Raw genomic sequence first — 16,862 nt, forward strand, 5'->3', positions numbered from 1 at the left:
GCATGCGGCTGCGCCGCACGGTCGCTGCGCTCCCACCCCCGGATAAATCCCTCCACTCAGCCTTCCGATGGGGCCGGCACGTCAAAAGCGGTACTCGAGCTAACGCTCATTGTGTTGAGTGGTGAAAGCCAAAGCCAAAGCCAAAGCCAAAGCCAAAGCCAACGCAGAAGCTGAAGAAGCTGAAGAAGCTGAAGAAGCAGCAGACGGTGCCGCAGTGTGAGTTGGGTTGCATGCGTTTCAAAACCCGAGTGCGACTCGGTCTTTCACGTCGGCTCTCCCAATCAACTCGGTCGGCTCCCTCTCCCTACGGGCGGTCCGACGTTTCGGGAGGGCTGGGGTGAGGGCGCTTTTGATTTTGATCTTTCTCGCGGGCAATAAAAAAGCCACCTTCCGGTGGCTTCTCTCTTTGACTGCACTCAGTCGTAAATCACTTTTTTCTTCCAGTCCGCGTCAGCCTCGACATCTTTAAGGCCGGCGGTCAGCTGGTTTTCTTCGCCTTCGATCGGGGCGATTTTGTCCATGACCTGGGCATTGGCGCGGGCCAGGAGTTTTTCCAGGTATTGGAGTTGTTCGGCGTAGATTTGCGGGTCTTGCTGTTTGCGCAGGTATTGCACGCCGCGTTCGAAGGCGAGGCGGGCCTGGCCTGGCTGGTTTTGCTGGAGGGCGTGCTGGCCGAGGTTGTTGAAGAACTCGATGTGCAGCAGCACGAGGATGTGGCGGACTTCGCGGATCCAGTGTTTGGCTTCGTTTGGTGGCAGGAAACCGTCCTGCGCCGCGCGGGTGATCTGGCCGTGGAGGGCTTCGAGGAGGAAGCGCACGTCCTTGGCCTTGGCTTCGGTCTGGATCGGGGCCGGCGGGTTGTTGACCGGGATCGATTCGCCCTGGGCGACGAGGGCGCTGAGTTCGGTGATGCGGGCCTTGGTGGTGGCGCTGGTCTTTTCCAGGTTCAGCAGGCGCTGGCAGACGTTCAGCTCGAGGCGGGTCAGCAGCAGCTTGAGGGCCGGGGTCATGAACTGGCCGGGGAAGGTTTCGGTCAGTTCGCCGCAACGGCGCAGGCGGTCGTTGAGTTCGACCTTGGTGCGGGCCTTCTCCAGTTTGGTGTTTTCCACCACATGGTTCATGTAGCCAATGGCGATCAAGATTGCGATCCCGGCTATGACTAGCAGGGTGATCATGAGTGGTGTCACCGGTAAGACCTCTTTATAGGGTTCGCGTGCGAGTGTAGTGGCTTGGCATAGAGGAGCCTAGCGCCGCTCGACGGGTTTGGATCGGCGAAGCTGTATCTGTATCGGCCAGGGAGCCGCTTATATAAATGCTGGCCCTTGGGGTGCAGATTGCCATCACCTGTGCCGTGGACTATAACGCCTTGGCGAGTGTCGGAATATAGGCGTCAATCGTCGGGCGACGCAAAAGCCGGAATCGGTCCGTAAAGCAGGTCGAAGTCATTGATTTAAATAAATTTATATCTGGGGGTTGACGACCTTTCAATCCATCCATAGAATGCGCGCCACTTGCAGCGTAAAGCACACAGCGAAACGCGGCAGGGAGTGAATGTTGTAGTGTGTCCCCTTCGTCTAGTGGCCTAGGACACCGCCCTTTCACGGCGGTAACAGGGGTTCGAGTCCCCTAGGGGACGCCAATGCGGGAATAGCTCAGTTGGTAGAGCACGACCTTGCCAAGGTCGGGGTCGCGAGTTCGAGTCTCGTTTCCCGCTCCAATTTTAAACAGCAACGCTTTCGGGCGGTGCTGAGTGAAACCAGAACCCAATCTTCGGAGACGGATCTGGACACCGAAACACACACCATGTGTTCCGGGTAGCGTGTCCCCTTCGTCTAGTGGCCTAGGACACCGCCCTTTCACGGCGGTAACAGGGGTTCGAGTCCCCTAGGGGACGCCATTTGCGGGAATAGCTCAGTTGGTAGAGCACGACCTTGCCAAGGTCGGGGTCGCGAGTTCGAGTCTCGTTTCCCGCTCCAAATTCAAAAAGCGCCGCTTTGCAAAGAGCGGCGTTTTTATTAGTGAAAGTTGTAGCCTGTCCCCTTCGTCTAGTGGCCTAGGACACCGCCCTTTCACGGCGGTAACAGGGGTTCGAGTCCCCTAGGGGACGCCATTGCGGGAATAGCTCAGTTGGTAGAGCACGACCTTGCCAAGGTCGGGGTCGCGAGTTCGAGTCTCGTTTCCCGCTCCATATTCAACAAAAACGCCGCTCAGTGATGAGCGGCGTTTTTGTTTGTGCGTTTTTTGTCGCGCAATAAAAAAAGGACCGCGAGGTCCTTTTTTTGTGGGCCCGCCAATGTGGCAGGCCCGATATGTGATCAGAGCTTCGGCAATTGCCCGATGCGTCCCATCATTTCGGTGACGATCTGCAGGTCCAGCAAAAACTGGTCAATGGTCTTGAACTCGCCATCGGTGTGACCGGTGTACTTGACCTCCGGTCGTGCCAGGCCGAATTGCACACCGTTCGGCAGTTCATGCACCGAGGTGGCGCCCGCCGAGGTGCCGAATTCGTGTTTCATGCCCAGATTCTCGGTTGCCACGGCCAGCAGTGCCTTGACCCACTCGCCTTCAGGGTTGCGGTACATCGGTTCGGCGATCGAATAGTCGAAGTTCACCGCGACATGGTTTTTCTTGCTCCAGGCTGCCAGTTTGTCGGCGATCTCGGTCTTGAGCACTTCCGGCGACTTGCCCTTCGGTACGCGCAGGTTGACCGCGAGTTTGAAGGTTTTTTCGTCCATGCCGACGTAGGTCAGGGAGGTGGTCAGCGGGCCCATGAAGTCATCGGCGAAACCGACGCCCAGTTTGCCGCCCTTGTAGTCCAGACCCCAGTTGTCAGCGGCGTAGTGTGCAGCGTCGGTGATGTGGTTGTGCTTGAAGGCGATCTTGCCGTCCACGCTGTGGATGAAGTCGAGCATGCGGGCCACCGGGTTGACGCCGGATTCAGGCTCGGACGAGTGCGCGGAAACACCGGTGACGGTGAGTTTGACGTCTTTGCCATCGACCTTGGCGTTTACTTCGAAATCGCCGCCATTGCGCTTGGCGTATTCAGCGCCGGCCTTTTGCAGGCTGGCTGCCAGGTCGGCGGGTTTGTCGGTCACCAGCGTGACGACCGAAACCGAAGGGATCTGGTTGGTCGCCAGGCCACCGGTCATCGAGATGAGTTCTGCGCCTTTGCCCTCGGCGTTGCGCTTGGCGAACTTGGCCATGACGGTGCCGTAGCCTTTCTCGGCAATCACTACCGGGTAGCCACCGTCCAGTGCCAGGTTGTACTCCGGCGTCGGGTTGCGTTCGAAGTAGTAAGGAATCGCGTCGCCGGTGGTTTCTTCGGTGGTGTCCACCAGCAGTTTGAAATTGCGCGCCAGTGGCAGCTTCTCTTCCTTGATCACCTTCATGGCGTACAGCGTCACAACGATGCCGTTTTTATCGTCCTCGGTGCCGCGGCCGTACATGCGGTCGCCGATCAGCGTGACCTTGAACGGGTCAAGTTTGGTGCCGTCCTTCAGCACCCAGTTTTCCGGCGTTACCGGCACCACGTCGGCGTGAGCATGGATGCCGACGACGTCTTTGCCGTTGCCGTCGAGGGAGATTTCGTAAACGCGGTTGTCGATGTTGCGATACTTCAAGCCGAAAGACTCGGCCAGCTCCTTGATCTTGCCGGCGATCTTGATGAATTCGGGATTGTTGTGCTGATCGACACCGTCCTTGCGGAAGGTTGGGATTTCCACCAGTTCACGCAGGGTTTCCAAAGCGGCTTTGCCGTACTTCACGCGAGTGTAGAGGCCGAGCAGGCGATGGATTTCGTTCTGCTGTTCGGCGGTCAGCGTCTTGTTGTCGAGGAAAGCGCTGATGGCTGGACGCAGTTCGTCGGTCTTGCTCAGGTCGTTCTTGGCCAGATCACCGAGAAACGCTCTGAAGTCACTGACCTTTGCCTCATTGAATGTCTTGAGGATGGTCGCGCTCTGCTGCTCGGTAAGGTTGGCGTGGGCTGGCAGTGTCACGGACGAAAGGCTGGCCAGGATCAGCGTCGACGCGGCCAGTTGCTTGAGTGAAAAGTCCATTGCTATGGGCATTCCTTTGCAGGCAGTGAGTAGGAAGTGTCTGATCGATGCGTCAGACGGTTTCGCAAACTAACACCACCCGCAAGTGATAGGGGAGCCCCCGAAGTGGGATGCGTCGCACAGAAATGCAAAAGCGGCGCAGAAATGAAAAAGCCCGTCCAATCCGTCTGGATCGGGCTTCTCCGATCAATGCGCTTACATCGACAGCACCAGACGCCCGGCAAACAGGATCAGAATCACCCCCATGCTGCGCTCGAACCAGTGGCCCATGCGCATGAACAGCACGCGCACTTTGCTGCTTGAAAAGAACAGCGCGACGATCACGAACCACAACGCATTCACCCCGCACATCCACAACCCGTACAGCGCCTGAATTTGCAGCGGTGTGCTGGCGCTGATGATCGTGGTGAAGATCGCCAGGAAAAACAGCGTGGCCTTGGGGTTGGTGGCGTTGGTCAGGAAGCCGGTGGAGAACGCCTTGAACAGCGATTGCTCGACCAGTGGTTCGTCGCTGGTCTTTTCGCCCTCCAGTGCCGTCTTGGGTTTGCTGCGGATCAGGCTGACGCCCAGGTAGAGGATGTAAGCGCCGCCGACCACTTTGGCGACAGTCAGCAGCCACGGTGTGGTGTGCATCAGGGCGCCGACGCCCAGCAGGGTGTACAGCACGTGCACGGAAATTCCCGCGCCGATGCCCAGTGCCGTGCAGATGCCTACCAGTCGGCCGAAGCGCACACTCTGGCGTATGGTCACGGCGAAGTCCGGTCCGGGAGCGACTACGGCCAGAAAGTGGATGGTGGCCAGCGCCAGAAACTCGCCCAGGTAATTCGATGTCATTTCAGCTCCAGAAAGTCAGGGGTGAAGCATTGCCGCGATAGCCGACAAAAAACGAAAGGCTCAAGCGCGGATCGGCCACGCCCGGCGTCACCGAGTGCATGCGACGCGAATTGAACATGATGAAATCCCCCGGTTCCGGGCGTACTTCGAGGGCGGGCGGGCCGAGCAGCGCCGGGTCGATGCCGTAGCTGTCGCCGCGCATTTCGTCGAAGCGGTCCGGAGAAATGTCGTCTTCCCACATCTGCAATGCGCCGCCTTCGGTTGGCATGTTGAGGTAGACGTTGCAGGCGAACTGCGCCTCGAGGCTGCGGGCCTGAAAACTTTCCGGGGCGTCCTTGGCGAAGATGTCGTGATGGGCCAGGAAGCACACGCCCGGTTTCACCACCCGGGACAGGCCGACGTACATCTTGCGACCGTAGAGGTTTTCCAGGTGGGCACCTGCCGGCCAGGATTCGTCGAGCATGCAGCGCAGGGTGTCGACCGGCGACGAGTAGGGCGCGCAGCGGTTACGCAGTTCGGCGATGTTGCTGGTGGCGCGTTCGAAGTAGTCTTCGATCAGCAGCGGCTGGTTTTCCGCCTCGTAGAACGCCATGCCGATGCGGCCGATACTGGGCGCGTTGATGTAGCCCTCGAAGCCGGGGGCGAGGATCTTGTCGCCAATCTGGATCGCCTGCGCCTGGGGCAGAAAGCCTTTGACGCGGATGGCAAGGACTTCTTCGTTGGCCAGTTTTTTTATGCACGTCTCATCGAGACGCTCGACGTCAAGCATCATGGTTTCAGGTCCATCTATCGAATAGTCAACGGAACCGGCGAACGCGGTTCCCCCGGCGTCGGACGCTGCATCTGACAGCGCCCGAAATCCTCAATCCACGCTGTAGTGGACGGACAACGTGCCTTTCTTCTGCGAAAGGGACGCGATCGTGACTGTGCCCAGATCCTTCAGGCTGCGTACATGGGTGCCACCGCAGCCATAGGCTGGCAGTTCACCGAAACCGATTTCCCGCGCGCCTTCGCGCAGGGACGTCAGGCGTGGCAGATCGTGTTCGATCCACTGCCCGATGCCGTATTGAACGATTTGAGCATCGACTTCCTGGGCCGAATCCCCGGGTTTGAACTGCACCCGGCCCTCGTCCGGCCAGTGGTGCGCCTTGATCGGCATCCAGCCCATGGCCTGGACAAAGTGGCCGATCAAATGCCCGGCAGAGTGCATGCGGGTGTTGAAGCGGCGGCGTTCTTCGTCGACGCGAATCTGGGTCATGCCCAGCGGCACCGGTTGATCGACGAAATGAATGATCCGGTCCGGTTCCTGGACGACTCGCAGCACCTGGCTGTCGCCAATCCAGCCGGTATCACAGGGTTGGCCACCGCCCTGGGGATGGAAAAGCGTGGCGCGCAACACAACGGCGAATTCGTTCTCGTGGGGCGTGCAGTCGAGGACTTCCACATTGGCCTTGAGGTCATCACTATGGAAAAAGAGGCGAAGCGTCATATTCCATGCCCTTATTAAAGTTTCTTTTTTAATTATATGAATCGTGCAATAACGTGATAATCCGTTCAAACATCAAAGGACTGTTGCGCTGTGAGCATAAATCTTCCCCTGCCGCTGCTTGGTGAGATGGCGATTTTCGTCAAGGTCGTCGAGACCGGCAGTTTCTCCGAAGCCGCTCGCCAGTTGGGCTCATCGCCCTCGGCAGTCAGTCGCAGTATTTCCCGGCTGGAGAAAGCGCTGGCCACGCGGCTGCTGCAACGCACCACGCGCAAACTGCGCTTGAGCGATGGCGGGGAAGAGGTGTTCAAGCGCTGCCAGGAAATGGTCAGCGCGGCGAAGTCGGTGATGGAGATCAGCGGTCAGTTCACCCACGAAGCGGAGGGGCTGGTGCGGGTCAGCGTGCCGAAAGCGGTTGGGCGCTTCGTGATTCATCCGCACATGCCGGAATTTCTGCGGCGCTATCCGAAGGTCGACGTGGAGCTGTTGCTGGAGGACCGCCAGGTCGATCTGATCGATGACCATGTCGACCTGGCCATTCGCATCACGGATCGTCCACCGGCCGGACTGGTGGGACGACAACTGCTGACCATCGACCATTTGCTCTGCGCCACACCGCAATACCTGGCCGAACACGGGACGCCAACTCATCCCCACGACTTGCTCAATCACAGTTGCATTTACCTGGGCGAGACCCCGAGTGATGCGCGCTGGAAATTCAAGAAAGGCACGAAAGCCGTTACCGTCGGCGTGCGCGGCCGGTATGCCGCCAATCACACCGGCGTCCGTCTGGGCGCAGTGTTGCAGCACATCGGCATTGGCAGCCTGCCGTATTTCACCGCGCGTTATGCGCTGGAGCAGGGGCTGATCGTGCAGGTGCTGCCGGAATGGACATTCCTGGCCTCGTACCACGGCGGATTGTGGTTGCTGCACTCGCCGACGCGCTATCTGCCGCCGAAGCTGCGGGTGTTCATTGATTATCTGGTGGAGTGCCTGGAGAAAGAGCCGACCCTGAGCAAACCGGGAAAGTCTGGCGGTGCAAAACCGTTGGCCGAGTACGAATTGCCCGAGAGTGAAGGGTTGCTCTGACCCGAAAAAAAAAGGCTCGCATGGATCACCGTGCGGGCCTTTTTTATCGGGCGAAAATCAGTGCTTGCTGTCCTGGGCGGACATCGCCAGCAGCTGTTTTTCCTGGTTCCAGTCGAACGGCTCGTCGTTCTGTTCGGCTTCGTAGCGGCGTTCTTCCAGCGCCTGATACATGTCGATTTCTTCGTCGGACAGGTAATGCAGGCAGTCGCCGGCGAAGAACCACAGCAGATCTCGCGGGATCAGGTGGGCAATTTGCGGGTAACGGGTAATCACTTGAGTCAGGATGTCCTGGCCCAGGTATTGGCTTTCGATCGGCTCGATCGGCAGTGACGCCAGCAGTTCGTCGAAACGCTCCAGGAACAGGGCATGGCTTTCTTCGGGAACCTGATCGGCCTCACCTACGGCGACCAGGATACTGCGCAGATGGTCGAGCAAAACCAGATGATCGGCAACGACGTTGGACACGAGATAAGTCCTCAAGAGCAAAACGGGCGCGGGAGTATAAAGCCCCTGCGCCCGTTTTTCACTGATTGAAGGGATCAGCGGATTTTGCCGTCCGCCGGTTTCAGTTGCTCCTTGTCGAAATCATCGACATCAATCACCTTGCGCCGCGCCGCTTCGGCATCACGCAGGGTCTGGGCTTCCACGGCCTGCAACACTCCGGCTTCCAGCGCCGCATCGATGGCGTGTTCGCCGACGACCGGTTTGACCTGACCGCTCTTGAGCGAGGTGTGCAGTTTTTTGTGCAGCGGTTGCGCAGCGTTCAACTGATCGCAGGCGTGCTGCAGCGCACCGACCGCATCGTCGGCCGATTGCGGGCGATAGCAGCCGGCAAGCAGTTCTTCCAGCGCCGGATCGCCCTTGGCCCGGCCGATGACCGCGGCCACTTCGGCACCGAGTTTGTCCGAAGGCCCTTTGTGACGGCGGCCGAACGGGAACACGATCACGCGCAACAGGCAGCCGAAGACTCGGTTCGGGAAGTTGGTCAGCAGTTCGTCCAGCGCTTTTTCCGACTGGCCGAGGCTTTCTTCCATCGCCCATCGGAACAGCGGTTCCATGTACGCCGGGGAGTCGAGATCGTGATAGCGCTTGAGCGCTGCGGAGGCGAGATACAGGTTGCTCAGCACATCGCCCAATCGGGCCGACAGACGCTCGCGCCGCTTCAGTTCGCCGCCCAGCAGCATCATGCTCAGGTCGGCGAGCATGGCAAACGCGGCAGCCTGACGGTTGAGGGCACGGAAATAACCCTGGCTGAGCTTGTCTCCCGGCGCATGTTCGAAATGGCCGAAACCGAGGTTCAGCACCAGCGTGCTGGCGGCGTTGCTCACGGCAAATCCGATGTGCTTGAGCAGCAGGCCATCGAACTCCTTGAGTGCCTGATCCTTGTCCTCGCGTCCGGCGAGGGCCATTTCCTTGAGGACGAACGGATGGCAGCGGATCGCGCCCTGGCCGAAGATCATCAGGTTGCGCGAGAGAATGTTCGCGCCCTCCACCGTGATGAAGATCGGTGCGCCGTTCCAGCTGCGACCCAGGTAGTTGTTCGGGCCCATGATGATCGCCTTGCCACCGTGCACATCCATGGCGTGGCTGATGCACTCGCGACCGCGTTCGGTGAGGTGATACTTGAGGATCGCCGACAGTACCGACGGCTTCTCGCCCAGATCCACTGCATTGGCAGTCAGCATCCGTGCGGCGTCCATCATCCAGGCGTTGCCGCCGATCCGCGCCATGGCTTCCTGAATGCCTTCGAAGGCAGACAGCGGCACGTTGAACTGCTCGCGGATCTGCGCGTACTGCCCGGTCACCAGGCTGGTGAACTTGGCCGCGCCAGTGCCCACTGCCGGCAGCGAGATCGAACGCCCGACCGACAGGCAGTTCATCAGCATCATCCAGCCTTTGCCGAGCATGTCCTGGCCGCCGATGAGGTAGTCCAGCGGGATGAACACGTCCTTGCCGGAGTTCGGGCCGTTCATGAACGCCGCGCCCAGCGGCAAGTGGCGGCGGCCGATTTCCACGCCGGGGGTGTCGGTCGGGATCAGCGCCAGGCTGATGCCCAGGTCTTCCTTGTCACCGAGCAGGTGATCCGGGTCATAGGCCTTGAAGGCCAGGCCGAGCAAGGTCGCGACCGGGCCGAGGGTGATGTAGCGTTTTTCCCAGTTCAAGCGCAGGCCAAGGGTTTCTTGGCCTTCCCATTCACCCTTGCAGATGATCCCGGTGTCGGGCATGGCGCCGGCGTCGGAACCAGCGAGCGGGCCGGTCAGCGCAAAGCACGGAATGTCGTCGCCCCGGGCCAGCCGTGGCAGGTAATGATTGCGTTGTTCGTCGGTGCCGTAATGCAGCAACAGTTCGGCCGGGCCGAGGGAGTTGGGCACCATCACGGTGGAGGCGAGGTCGCCGCTGCGGGTCGCCAGTTTCATCGCCACCTGGGAGTGGGCGTAGGCGGAGAATCCCTTGCCGCCGAACTCCTTGGGAATGATCAGGGCGAAGAAACCGTTTTCCTTGATGTGGGCCCAGGCTTCGGGCGGCAGGTCCATCGACTGGCCGATCTGCCAGTCGGTGACCATGGCGCAGAGCTCTTCGGTCGGGCCGTCGATGAACGCCTGTTCTTCTTCACTCAGTTGCACTTTGGGATAGGACAGCAGCTTGTCCCAGTCCGGACGGCCGCTGAACAGTTCGCCGTCCCACCACACCGTGCCGGCGTCGATCGCGTCGCGTTCGGTCTGCGACATCGGGGGCAGGGTTTTCTGGAACCAGCTGAACAGCGGCGCGGTAAAGTGTTTGCGGCGCAGGTCAGGCAACAGCAGCGGGGCGGCGACCAGGGCCAGCACGACCCAGAAAATCAGCAGCAACCAGCCTGGCGCTTGGCTGAAAATCCCCATCGCCAACAGGTAAGCGGCGACGATACCCAGTGCCGGCAGCGGGGCGATGCGCCGGTGGGCCAGATACGCCACGCCGACGATCAGAACCAGTATCCACAACAACAGCATATTTAATCCTCCGTGAACCAGGGCGAACCGACCCTCCAGAGCTTAGACGGCATCTGCAAAACGGGGCGGTCAGAGCAAGGTGATTGAAATCGTGGGAAACCCCGGATGTCTTTTGTAGGTTCGGTGGGCAACACGCGTGGGAAATCGTTCGCAGCTTCCGCGTCTTTACGTGCATGTTTGGCCGAAACGTCGTTATCTCTGTGCTGAACCTCTCGCTAGACTCGGGGCTCAATCAGGAGAATGTCGTCATGCACGAGTATCTGAGCCCCGGCCGCTTCATCGATAGTGACCACCCCTCGGTGGTGGAGTTCGCCGAGCAGCACCGTGGTGCCAGTCGCGATCCGCTCGCGCAGGCGATCAGTCTTTATTACGCAGTGCGCGAGGCGGTGCGTTACAACATGTACACCTTCAGCCGCGACCCGCAGACCTTGTGCGGCAGCTACGCGCTGGCGGCGGGTGAGAGTTATTGCGTGCCCAAGGCCACGTTGCTCGCCGGTTGCGCGCGCCATTGCGGGATCCCCGCGCGCATCGGTCTGGCGGATGTGAAAAATCATCTGTCGACGCCGCGTCTGCTTGAACTGCTGAGAAGCGAAGTGTTCGCCATGCATGGTTATACCGAGCTTTTTCTCAATGATCGCTGGGTCAAAGCCACACCCGCGTTCAACCAGAAGCTCTGCGAAATGTTCAACGTTGCACCGCTGGAATTCGACGGCATGAACGACAGCGTTTTCCACCCGTACAACAGCGATGGCGCGCTGCTGATGGAGTACCTCGTCGATCACGGCCAGTTCGCTGATGTACCGGAATCTTTTTTCTTCGAACATCTGCAGAAATGTTATCCGCACCTGTTCAACGATCAGCAGACGCCCCTGTCCAGTGACATGCGTGGTGATGTCGGCCGCTTCTGATCCGGCGTATGCTGCCTGCCCATTTACTGGAAAAGAGGCGGACATGCTGAAGATCTGGGGTCGCAAGAATTCGTCGAATGTCAGAAAACCGTTGTGGGCGGCCGAAGAGCTCGGGCTGGCCTACGAGGCCATCGATGCCGGTGGCGCGTTTGGTGTGGTCGACACGCCGGAGTATCGGGCGATGAACCCGAACGGGCGGGTGCCGGTGATTCAGGACGACGGTTTCGTGTTGTGGGAATCGAATGCCATCGTGCGTTACCTGCTGGCAAAACATGCGGCCGATAGCTCGTGGTACCCGGCGGATCCGCAGACCCGCGCCACCGCCGACAAGTGGATGGACTGGACGACTTCCAGTTTTGCCGGACCGTTTCGCACGGTGTTCTGGGGCGTTTTGCGTACCCCGGCAGACAAGCAGGACTGGCCGGCAATCCATGCGGCGATCAAGGAGTGCGACAGCTTGCTGGCGATGGCCGATCAGGCGCTGAAGCACCAGCCGTATCTGTCCGGGAGTGAAATCGGCATGGGCGATATCCCGCTCGGCAGTTTCATTTATGCCTGGTTCGAGATGCCGATCGAACGCGCGCCACAGCCCAATCTCGAAGCCTGGTACGCGCGGTTGAAGCAGCGTCCGGCGTATCAGAAAGCCGTCATGACCGCGTTGACTTAATACCTACTATCGACACACTTGACTGTACTTGTGCGGCGACGGCAAGCACCATTGCGCTCGAGCGCTGCGGTTGTCTTCCTCGCCGCCGGCTTTTTATCAGTCCTTTTTTCCTTACTGGGTGCGTAAATCCGATATGAGTTCCGCTCTGTCCATCCGGCAGCTAACCAAAACCTACGGCAACGGGTTCCAGGCCTTGAGTGGTATCGATCTGGACGTCGCCGAAGGTGACTTCTTCGCCTTGCTCGGCCCCAACGGCGCCGGCAAATCCACGACCATCGGCATTCTCTCGACCCTGGTCAACAAGACCAGCGGCACCGTGAACATCTTCGGCCACGACCTGGACAAGAACCCGGCGGCGCTCAAGCGCTCCATCGGCGTGGTGCCCCAGGAGTTCAACTTCAACCAGTTCGAAAAGACTTTCGACATCGTCGTGACCCAGGCCGGCTACTACGGCATTCCGGCAAGGATCGCCAAGGAGCGCGCCGAGCAATACCTGACTCAGCTCGGCCTGTGGGACAAGCGCGATGTGCCGTCGCGTTCGCTGTCCGGCGGCATGAAGCGTCGCTTGATGATCGCGCGGGCACTGGTGCATGAACCGCGTCTGCTGATCCTCGACGAGCCGACTGCCGGCGTCGACATCGAACTGCGTCGCTCGATGTGGACGTTCCTCACCGAACTGAACCAGAAAGGCATCACCATCATCCTCACCACCCACTACCTGGAGGAGGCTGAGCAGCTGTGCCGCAACATCGGCATCATCGACCACGGCACCATCGTCGAGAACACCAGCATGCGTCAGCTGCTCGGCCAGTTGCATGTGGAGACCTTCCTGCTGGACCTGAAGAACGACCTGAGCGCCGCGCCGCAACTGGCGGGCTACCCGGCGCGTCTACTGGACGGGCATACCCTGGAAGTCCAGGTAGACAAGTCCATGGGCATCACCGCGCTGTTCGGCCAACTGGCCCTGCAGAACATCGAAGTGCTGAGCCTGCGCAATAAAACCAATCGCCTCGAGGAGCTGTTCGTGTCCCTGGTGGAGAAAAATCTGTCGAAGGTGGCGGTATGAGTTCCGAGCTGCGCCCCAACCTCGTTGCCCTTAACACCATCGTTTACCGCGAAGTCAGACGCTTCACCCGGATCTGGCCGCAGACCCTGCTGCCGCCGGCGATCACCATGGTTCTGTACTTCGTGATCTTCGGTAACCTGATCGGCCGGCAGATCGGTGACATGGGTGGCTTCACCTACATGGAGTACATCGTGCCGGGTCTGATCATGATGTCGGTGATCACCAACTCCTACGGCAACGTGGTGTCGAGCTTCTTCGGCAGCAAGTTCCAGCGCTCCATCGAAGAGCTGATGGTGTCGCCGGTGTCGCCGCACACGATCCTGATCGGTTACACGATCGGTGGCGTCTTGCGAGGCCTGATGGTGGGTGTGATCGTGACGATTCTGTCGTTGTTCTTCACCCATTTGCAGGTACACCATCTCGGTGTGACGGTGCTGGTGGTGGTGCTGACGGCGACGATCTTTTCGCTGCTGGGCTTCATCAACGCGGTGTTTGCGCGCAACTTCGATGACATCGCGATCATCCCGACCTTCGTGCTGACCCCGCTGACCTACCTCGGTGGCGTGTTCTATTCGATCACCTTGCTGCCGCCGTTCTGGCAAACCGTGTCGCTGGCCAACCCGGTGCTGCACATGGTCAACGCCTTCCGTTACGGCATCCTTGGTGTGTCGGATATCCGTATCGGTATTGCGATCACCTTCATGCTGGTGGCAACCGTGGTGCTGTATTTCGGTTGTGCGCGGCTGCTGGTGAGCGGGCGCGGAATGCGCACCTGATTTCTTCAATGCTGCAATGAAAAACGGCCTCCCAAAGTGGAGGCCGTTTTGCATTCACGCCTGACGTCTTTTCTTGCGCCGCGCCCATTGCCGGGCCACCCACCAGCGCCAGTACATCATCACCAGACAGTAGGCAAGGGCGCCCAGTGCCAGCCCGACCACCACCGAACCCAGCAAGAACGGTTGCCACAGGGTCGAAAGCTCGCCGCTGATCCATTCCCAGGTCAATTCGTCGGGGAGCGTGCGGGCGGGCACATCCATCAGCCAGGCCCCGGCCTGATAAGTGCAGAAGAACACCGCCGGCATGGTGATCGGATTGGTCAGCCAGACCAGACTGACGGCAATCGGCATGTTGCCGCGCACCATGATCGCGAGGACGGCGGCCACCAGCATTTGTGCGGGAATCGGCAGGAACGCGGCGAACAGGCCAACGGCCATGGCGCGGGCCACCGAATGTCGGTTGAGGTGCCAGAGGTTCGGGTCATGCAGCAACGTGCCGAGAAAGCGTAAGGATTTGTGTTCCCTGATGCTCGTCGGGTCGGGCATGTAACGTTTGAATAAGCGCCGGGGCATAAGGCTTCTCGGTCGGTTAAGGCGGCAAGTATGTCTGGATTCCATGAACCGCCCATTCAGACTTTGTGACAATTGATAACGACGCCCGTGCCCGGCAACCGCTATGCCTGAAGGTGGGACTCTCAAGGACGGGCTTATGCGCACAGGGATGATGGCGCTGGCGGTCGGTCTGCTGGCTCCGGTTTTTTTACCGGCCTTGCCGCCGGTCGGGTTATTGCTGGTGTTGCCGTGGGTGGCGCTGATGCTGCTGCCGTTTCGCAGCTATCCACTGGCGTTTTTACTGCTTGGATTTACATGGGCGAGCTTCAGCGCGCAGCTGGCGCTGGATGATCGACTACCTTCCCGGCTGGATGGCGAAACGCGCTGGGTGGAGGGGCGGGTCGTCGGCTTGCCGCAGAATGCCGAAGGTGTCGTGCGCTTCGAACTGGCCGATGCGCGTTCGCGTCACGAGAAACTGCCGTCGCTGATGCGTCTGGCCTGGTACGCCGGGCCTGAGGTCAAAAGTGGCGAACGCTGGCGACTGGCGGTCAAGCTCAAGCGTCCCGGCGGCCTGCTCAATCCGGATGCGTTCGATTACGAAGCCTGGCTGCTGGCGCAGCGCATCGGCGCCACCGGGACGGTGAAAGATGGCCAGCGTCTGGCGCCGGCGCAGTGGGCCTGGCGTGACAGCATCCGGCAGCGCCTGCTTGCAGTGGATGCCCAGGGACGCAACGGAGCCTTGGCTGCGCTGGTGCTCGGCGATGGTTCTGGGCTCAGTCGCGAGGACTGGCAGATCTTGCAGGACACCGGCACCGTGCACCTGCTGGTGATTTCCGGTCAGCACATCGGGCTGTTGGCGGCGTTGCTGTATGTGTTGGTCGCCGGGATGGCACGGGTCGGGATTTGGCCGCTGCGTTGGCCCTGGCTGCCCTGGGCGTGCGGTCTGGCATTCGCGGCGGCGCTGGGTTACGGCCTGCTGGCCGGGTTCGATGTGCCGGTGCGACGGGCCTGCGTGATGGTTGCGCTGGTGCTGCTGTGGCGATTGCGATTTCGCCATCTCGGTGCCTGGTGGCCGTTGCTGCTGGCCTTCAACGGCGTGTTGTTGATGGACCCGCTGGCCAGCTTGCGTCCGGGGTTGTGGCTATCCTTTATCGCGGTCGCCGTGCTGATCTTCACCTTCGGCGGCCGTCTGGGGCCGTGGCGCTGGTGGCAAACCTGGACGCGCGCGCAGTGGTTGATCGCGATCGGCTTGTGCCCGGTGCTGCTGGCGCTGAGTCTGCCGATCAGTCTCAGCGGGCCACTGGCCAATCTGCTGGCGGTGCCGTGGGTCAGTTTTGCGGTGTTGCCGCCGGGGTTGCTGGGCACATTGCTGCTGCCGATCCCTTATGTCGGGGAAGGGCTGCTGTGGCTGGCGGGCGGACTGATCGACGGGTTGTTCCGATCACTTGCCCTGATTGCCGGGCGGTGGCCGGCGTGGGTTGCGGCGTCGATGCCGGGATGGGGTCTGGCGCTGGGCTGCATCGGTGCACTGCTGTTATTGCTGCCCCGAGGCGTTCCCCTGCGTCCCTTGGGCTGGCCGTTGCTGCTGGTGCTGGCATTTGCGCCCCGGGAACGACTGGCCGAAGGCGTGGCCGATGTCTGGCAACTGGACGTCGGCCAGGGCCTGGCGATAGTGGTCCGTACCCGGCATCACACTTTGCTGTACGACAGCGGCCCGCGCTTCGGTGACTTTGATGCAGGCGAGCGGGTGGTGCTGCCGGCCTTGCACAAACTGGGCGTAAACCACCTCGACCTGATGCTGCTCAGCCATGCCGATGCCGATCACGCGGGGGGAGCACTGGCCGTGGCGAAAGGCTTGCCGGTCAGCTTCGTCATCAGCGGCGACCCGCCGGGCCTGCCCGAAGCGCTCAACGCCGAGGCCTGTGAAACCGGGCGGCAATGGCAGTGGGACGGCGTGGCCTTTCATCTATGGCAATGGGCTGACGCCCATGACAGCAACCAGCGTTCCTGCGTGTTGCAGATCGAAGCCAATGGCGAACGGTTGCTGCTGACCGGCGACATCGACAGCGCCGCTGAACGGGACCTGCTCAATAGCGTGCTGGCAGTTCCCACTCAGTGGCTGCAAGCCCCGCACCATGGCAGCCGCAGTTCCTCATCGATGGCCTTGCTCAAGGTTTTGCAGCCTCATGCCGTGCTGATTTCCCGGGGGCAGGGCAATTCGTTCGGCCATCCGCACCCGACGGTCATTGCCCGCTACCGCAAACAGGGCATACATATCCATGACAGCGCCGAGCAGGGTGCCATTCATCTGCAACTGGGGCGGTTTCAGCCGGCCCGGTCGATGCGTCAACAACGCCGGTTCTGGCGCGCCCCGCCGTTGCCGGGGGCGGAGTACCGTTGAGCACGGTCGTCGGGGCGACGAGTCTTTATCGCGAACCGGTA

At 60.5% G+C, this 16,862-nt stretch carries 14 protein-coding genes and 6 tRNA genes; 12 read left to right on the forward strand and 8 right to left on the reverse strand.

All coding sequences use genetic code 11. The annotated features are described in order from the left end of the window. Positions 1-416 precede the first annotated feature (416 nt). Positions 417-1,175, reverse strand: coding sequence for a hypothetical protein (locus ACTJK7_RS18015; RefSeq protein ID WP_199912983.1), 759 nt, complete (start codon positions 1,173-1,175; stop codon positions 417-419). Between the two features lie 388 nt (positions 1,176-1,563). Between ACTJK7_RS18015 and ACTJK7_RS18020 the strand changes: the two genes are divergently transcribed. The 6 genes from ACTJK7_RS18020 to ACTJK7_RS18045 all read left to right on the forward strand — a co-directional run bounded on the left by ACTJK7_RS18020 (position 1,564) and on the right by ACTJK7_RS18045 (position 2,188). Continuing rightward, positions 1,564-1,639 (forward strand) — tRNA-Glu (locus ACTJK7_RS18020). Positions 1,640-1,641: 2 nt separating this feature from the next. After that, a tRNA-Gly gene (locus ACTJK7_RS18025) sits at positions 1,642-1,717 on the forward strand. Between the two features lie 104 nt (positions 1,718-1,821). Continuing rightward, positions 1,822-1,897, forward strand: a tRNA-Glu gene (locus tag ACTJK7_RS18030). Between the two features lie 3 nt (positions 1,898-1,900). Further along, positions 1,901-1,976 (forward strand) — tRNA-Gly (locus ACTJK7_RS18035). Positions 1,977-2,034: 58 nt separating this feature from the next. Then, a tRNA-Glu gene (locus tag ACTJK7_RS18040) sits at positions 2,035-2,110 on the forward strand. Positions 2,111-2,112: 2 nt separating this feature from the next. Continuing rightward, positions 2,113-2,188, forward strand: a tRNA-Gly gene (locus ACTJK7_RS18045). A gap of 127 nt (positions 2,189-2,315) precedes the next feature. Here ACTJK7_RS18045 and ACTJK7_RS18050 read toward each other — a convergent pair. The 4 genes from ACTJK7_RS18050 to ACTJK7_RS18065 all read right to left on the reverse strand — a co-directional run bounded on the left by ACTJK7_RS18050 (position 2,316) and on the right by ACTJK7_RS18065 (position 6,378). Beyond that, the gene (locus ACTJK7_RS18050) at positions 2,316-4,055 is read right to left on the reverse strand and encodes a dipeptidase (RefSeq protein ID WP_440780223.1); all 1,740 of its coding nucleotides are present in this window, start codon (positions 4,053-4,055) and stop codon (positions 2,316-2,318) included. 195 nt (positions 4,056-4,250) lie between these two features. Beyond that, positions 4,251-4,889, reverse strand: a complete 639-nt coding sequence (locus ACTJK7_RS18055; RefSeq protein ID WP_064383517.1) for a LysE family translocator — start codon at positions 4,887-4,889, stop codon at positions 4,251-4,253. A gap of 1 nt (position 4,890) precedes the next feature. Beyond that, a complete protein-coding gene (locus tag ACTJK7_RS18060) occupies positions 4,891-5,661 on the reverse strand; it encodes a 2OG-Fe(II) oxygenase (protein ID WP_007952184.1) in 771 nt (256 codons plus the stop codon). A gap of 90 nt (positions 5,662-5,751) precedes the next feature. Next, on the reverse strand, positions 5,752-6,378 hold the full coding sequence (locus tag ACTJK7_RS18065; protein WP_085607355.1) for a hypothetical protein: 627 nt from the start codon (positions 6,376-6,378) through the stop codon (positions 5,752-5,754). A gap of 90 nt (positions 6,379-6,468) precedes the next feature. On the opposite strand from ACTJK7_RS18065, the gene ACTJK7_RS18070 reads away from it, so the two are divergent. Next, on the forward strand, positions 6,469-7,464 hold the full coding sequence (locus ACTJK7_RS18070) for a LysR family transcriptional regulator (protein ID WP_011335458.1): 996 nt from the start codon (positions 6,469-6,471) through the stop codon (positions 7,462-7,464). A gap of 57 nt (positions 7,465-7,521) precedes the next feature. Here the strand turns inward: ACTJK7_RS18070 and ACTJK7_RS18075 are convergent, their stop codons facing one another. Together ACTJK7_RS18075 and ACTJK7_RS18080 are read right to left on the reverse strand one after the other, a co-directional pair. Further along, positions 7,522-7,929, reverse strand: coding sequence for a PA2817 family protein (locus ACTJK7_RS18075; protein ID WP_007950758.1), 408 nt, complete (start codon positions 7,927-7,929; stop codon positions 7,522-7,524). Positions 7,930-8,003: 74 nt separating this feature from the next. Then, entirely contained in the window at positions 8,004-10,451 is a 2,448-nt protein-coding gene (locus ACTJK7_RS18080) for an acyl-CoA dehydrogenase (protein WP_323151195.1), read from the reverse strand. 248 nt (positions 10,452-10,699) lie between these two features. Here ACTJK7_RS18080 and ACTJK7_RS18085 point away from each other — a divergent pair, with 248 nt between their 5' ends. The 4 genes from ACTJK7_RS18085 (at position 10,700) to ACTJK7_RS18100 (ending at position 13,868) form a co-directional block, all read left to right on the forward strand. Beyond that, positions 10,700-11,359 (forward strand): transglutaminase-like domain-containing protein, encoded by a 660-nt coding sequence (locus tag ACTJK7_RS18085; RefSeq protein WP_440780222.1) that lies wholly within the window; start codon positions 10,700-10,702, stop codon positions 11,357-11,359. A 43-nt stretch (positions 11,360-11,402) separates the two neighbouring features. Further along, positions 11,403-12,026, forward strand: coding sequence for a glutathione S-transferase family protein (locus ACTJK7_RS18090; RefSeq protein WP_085655175.1), 624 nt, complete (start codon positions 11,403-11,405; stop codon positions 12,024-12,026). Positions 12,027-12,159: 133 nt separating this feature from the next. After that, positions 12,160-13,092 (forward strand): ABC transporter ATP-binding protein, encoded by a 933-nt coding sequence (locus ACTJK7_RS18095; RefSeq protein ID WP_323151197.1) that lies wholly within the window; start codon positions 12,160-12,162, stop codon positions 13,090-13,092. After that, complete coding sequence (locus ACTJK7_RS18100; protein ID WP_440780220.1) at positions 13,089-13,868, forward strand: ABC transporter permease; 780 nt, start codon at positions 13,089-13,091, stop codon at positions 13,866-13,868. Before ACTJK7_RS18095 ends, ACTJK7_RS18100 begins: the two co-directional genes overlap by 4 nt. 54 nt (positions 13,869-13,922) lie before the next feature. On the opposite strand, the gene ACTJK7_RS18105 is transcribed toward ACTJK7_RS18100, so the two are convergent. Next, positions 13,923-14,441, reverse strand: a complete 519-nt coding sequence (locus ACTJK7_RS18105) for a DUF2062 domain-containing protein (protein WP_007950764.1) — start codon at positions 14,439-14,441, stop codon at positions 13,923-13,925. Positions 14,442-14,577: 136 nt separating this feature from the next. Between ACTJK7_RS18105 and ACTJK7_RS18110 the strand changes: the two genes are divergently transcribed. Further along, complete coding sequence (locus ACTJK7_RS18110; protein WP_440780219.1) at positions 14,578-16,821, forward strand: DNA internalization-related competence protein ComEC/Rec2; 2,244 nt, start codon at positions 14,578-14,580, stop codon at positions 16,819-16,821. The last annotated feature ends 41 nt before the right edge of the window (positions 16,822-16,862 follow it).

It is taken from the genome of Pseudomonas sp. 22085 (assembly GCF_052045815.1).
GTDB lineage: Bacteria > Pseudomonadota > Gammaproteobacteria > Pseudomonadales > Pseudomonadaceae > Aquipseudomonas > Aquipseudomonas glycinae.

Excerpts from the sequence above, each read along its gene's own strand:
- ACTJK7_RS18100 (WP_440780220.1), top strand. The coding sequence starts at position 13,089 with ATGAGTTCCGAGCTGCGCCCCAACCTCGTTGCCCTTAACACCATCGTT.
- ACTJK7_RS18080 (WP_323151195.1), bottom strand. The coding sequence starts at position 10,451 with ATGCTGTTGTTGTGGATACTGGTTCTGATCGTCGGCGTGGCGTATCTG.
- ACTJK7_RS18105 (WP_007950764.1), bottom strand. The coding sequence starts at position 14,441 with ATGCCCCGGCGCTTATTCAAACGTTACATGCCCGACCCGACGAGCATC.
- ACTJK7_RS18060 (WP_007952184.1), bottom strand. The coding sequence starts at position 5,661 with ATGATGCTTGACGTCGAGCGTCTCGATGAGACGTGCATAAAAAAACTG.
- ACTJK7_RS18095 (WP_323151197.1), top strand. The coding sequence starts at position 12,160 with ATGAGTTCCGCTCTGTCCATCCGGCAGCTAACCAAAACCTACGGCAAC.
- ACTJK7_RS18065 (WP_085607355.1), bottom strand. The coding sequence starts at position 6,378 with ATGACGCTTCGCCTCTTTTTCCATAGTGATGACCTCAAGGCCAATGTG.
- ACTJK7_RS18110 (WP_440780219.1), top strand. The coding sequence starts at position 14,578 with ATGCGCACAGGGATGATGGCGCTGGCGGTCGGTCTGCTGGCTCCGGTT.
- ACTJK7_RS18055 (WP_064383517.1), bottom strand. The coding sequence starts at position 4,889 with ATGACATCGAATTACCTGGGCGAGTTTCTGGCGCTGGCCACCATCCAC.
- ACTJK7_RS18085 (WP_440780222.1), top strand. The coding sequence starts at position 10,700 with ATGCACGAGTATCTGAGCCCCGGCCGCTTCATCGATAGTGACCACCCC.
- ACTJK7_RS18050 (WP_440780223.1), bottom strand. The coding sequence starts at position 4,055 with ATGGACTTTTCACTCAAGCAACTGGCCGCGTCGACGCTGATCCTGGCC.
- ACTJK7_RS18015 (WP_199912983.1), bottom strand. The coding sequence starts at position 1,175 with ATGATCACCCTGCTAGTCATAGCCGGGATCGCAATCTTGATCGCCATT.
- ACTJK7_RS18090 (WP_085655175.1), top strand. The coding sequence starts at position 11,403 with ATGCTGAAGATCTGGGGTCGCAAGAATTCGTCGAATGTCAGAAAACCG.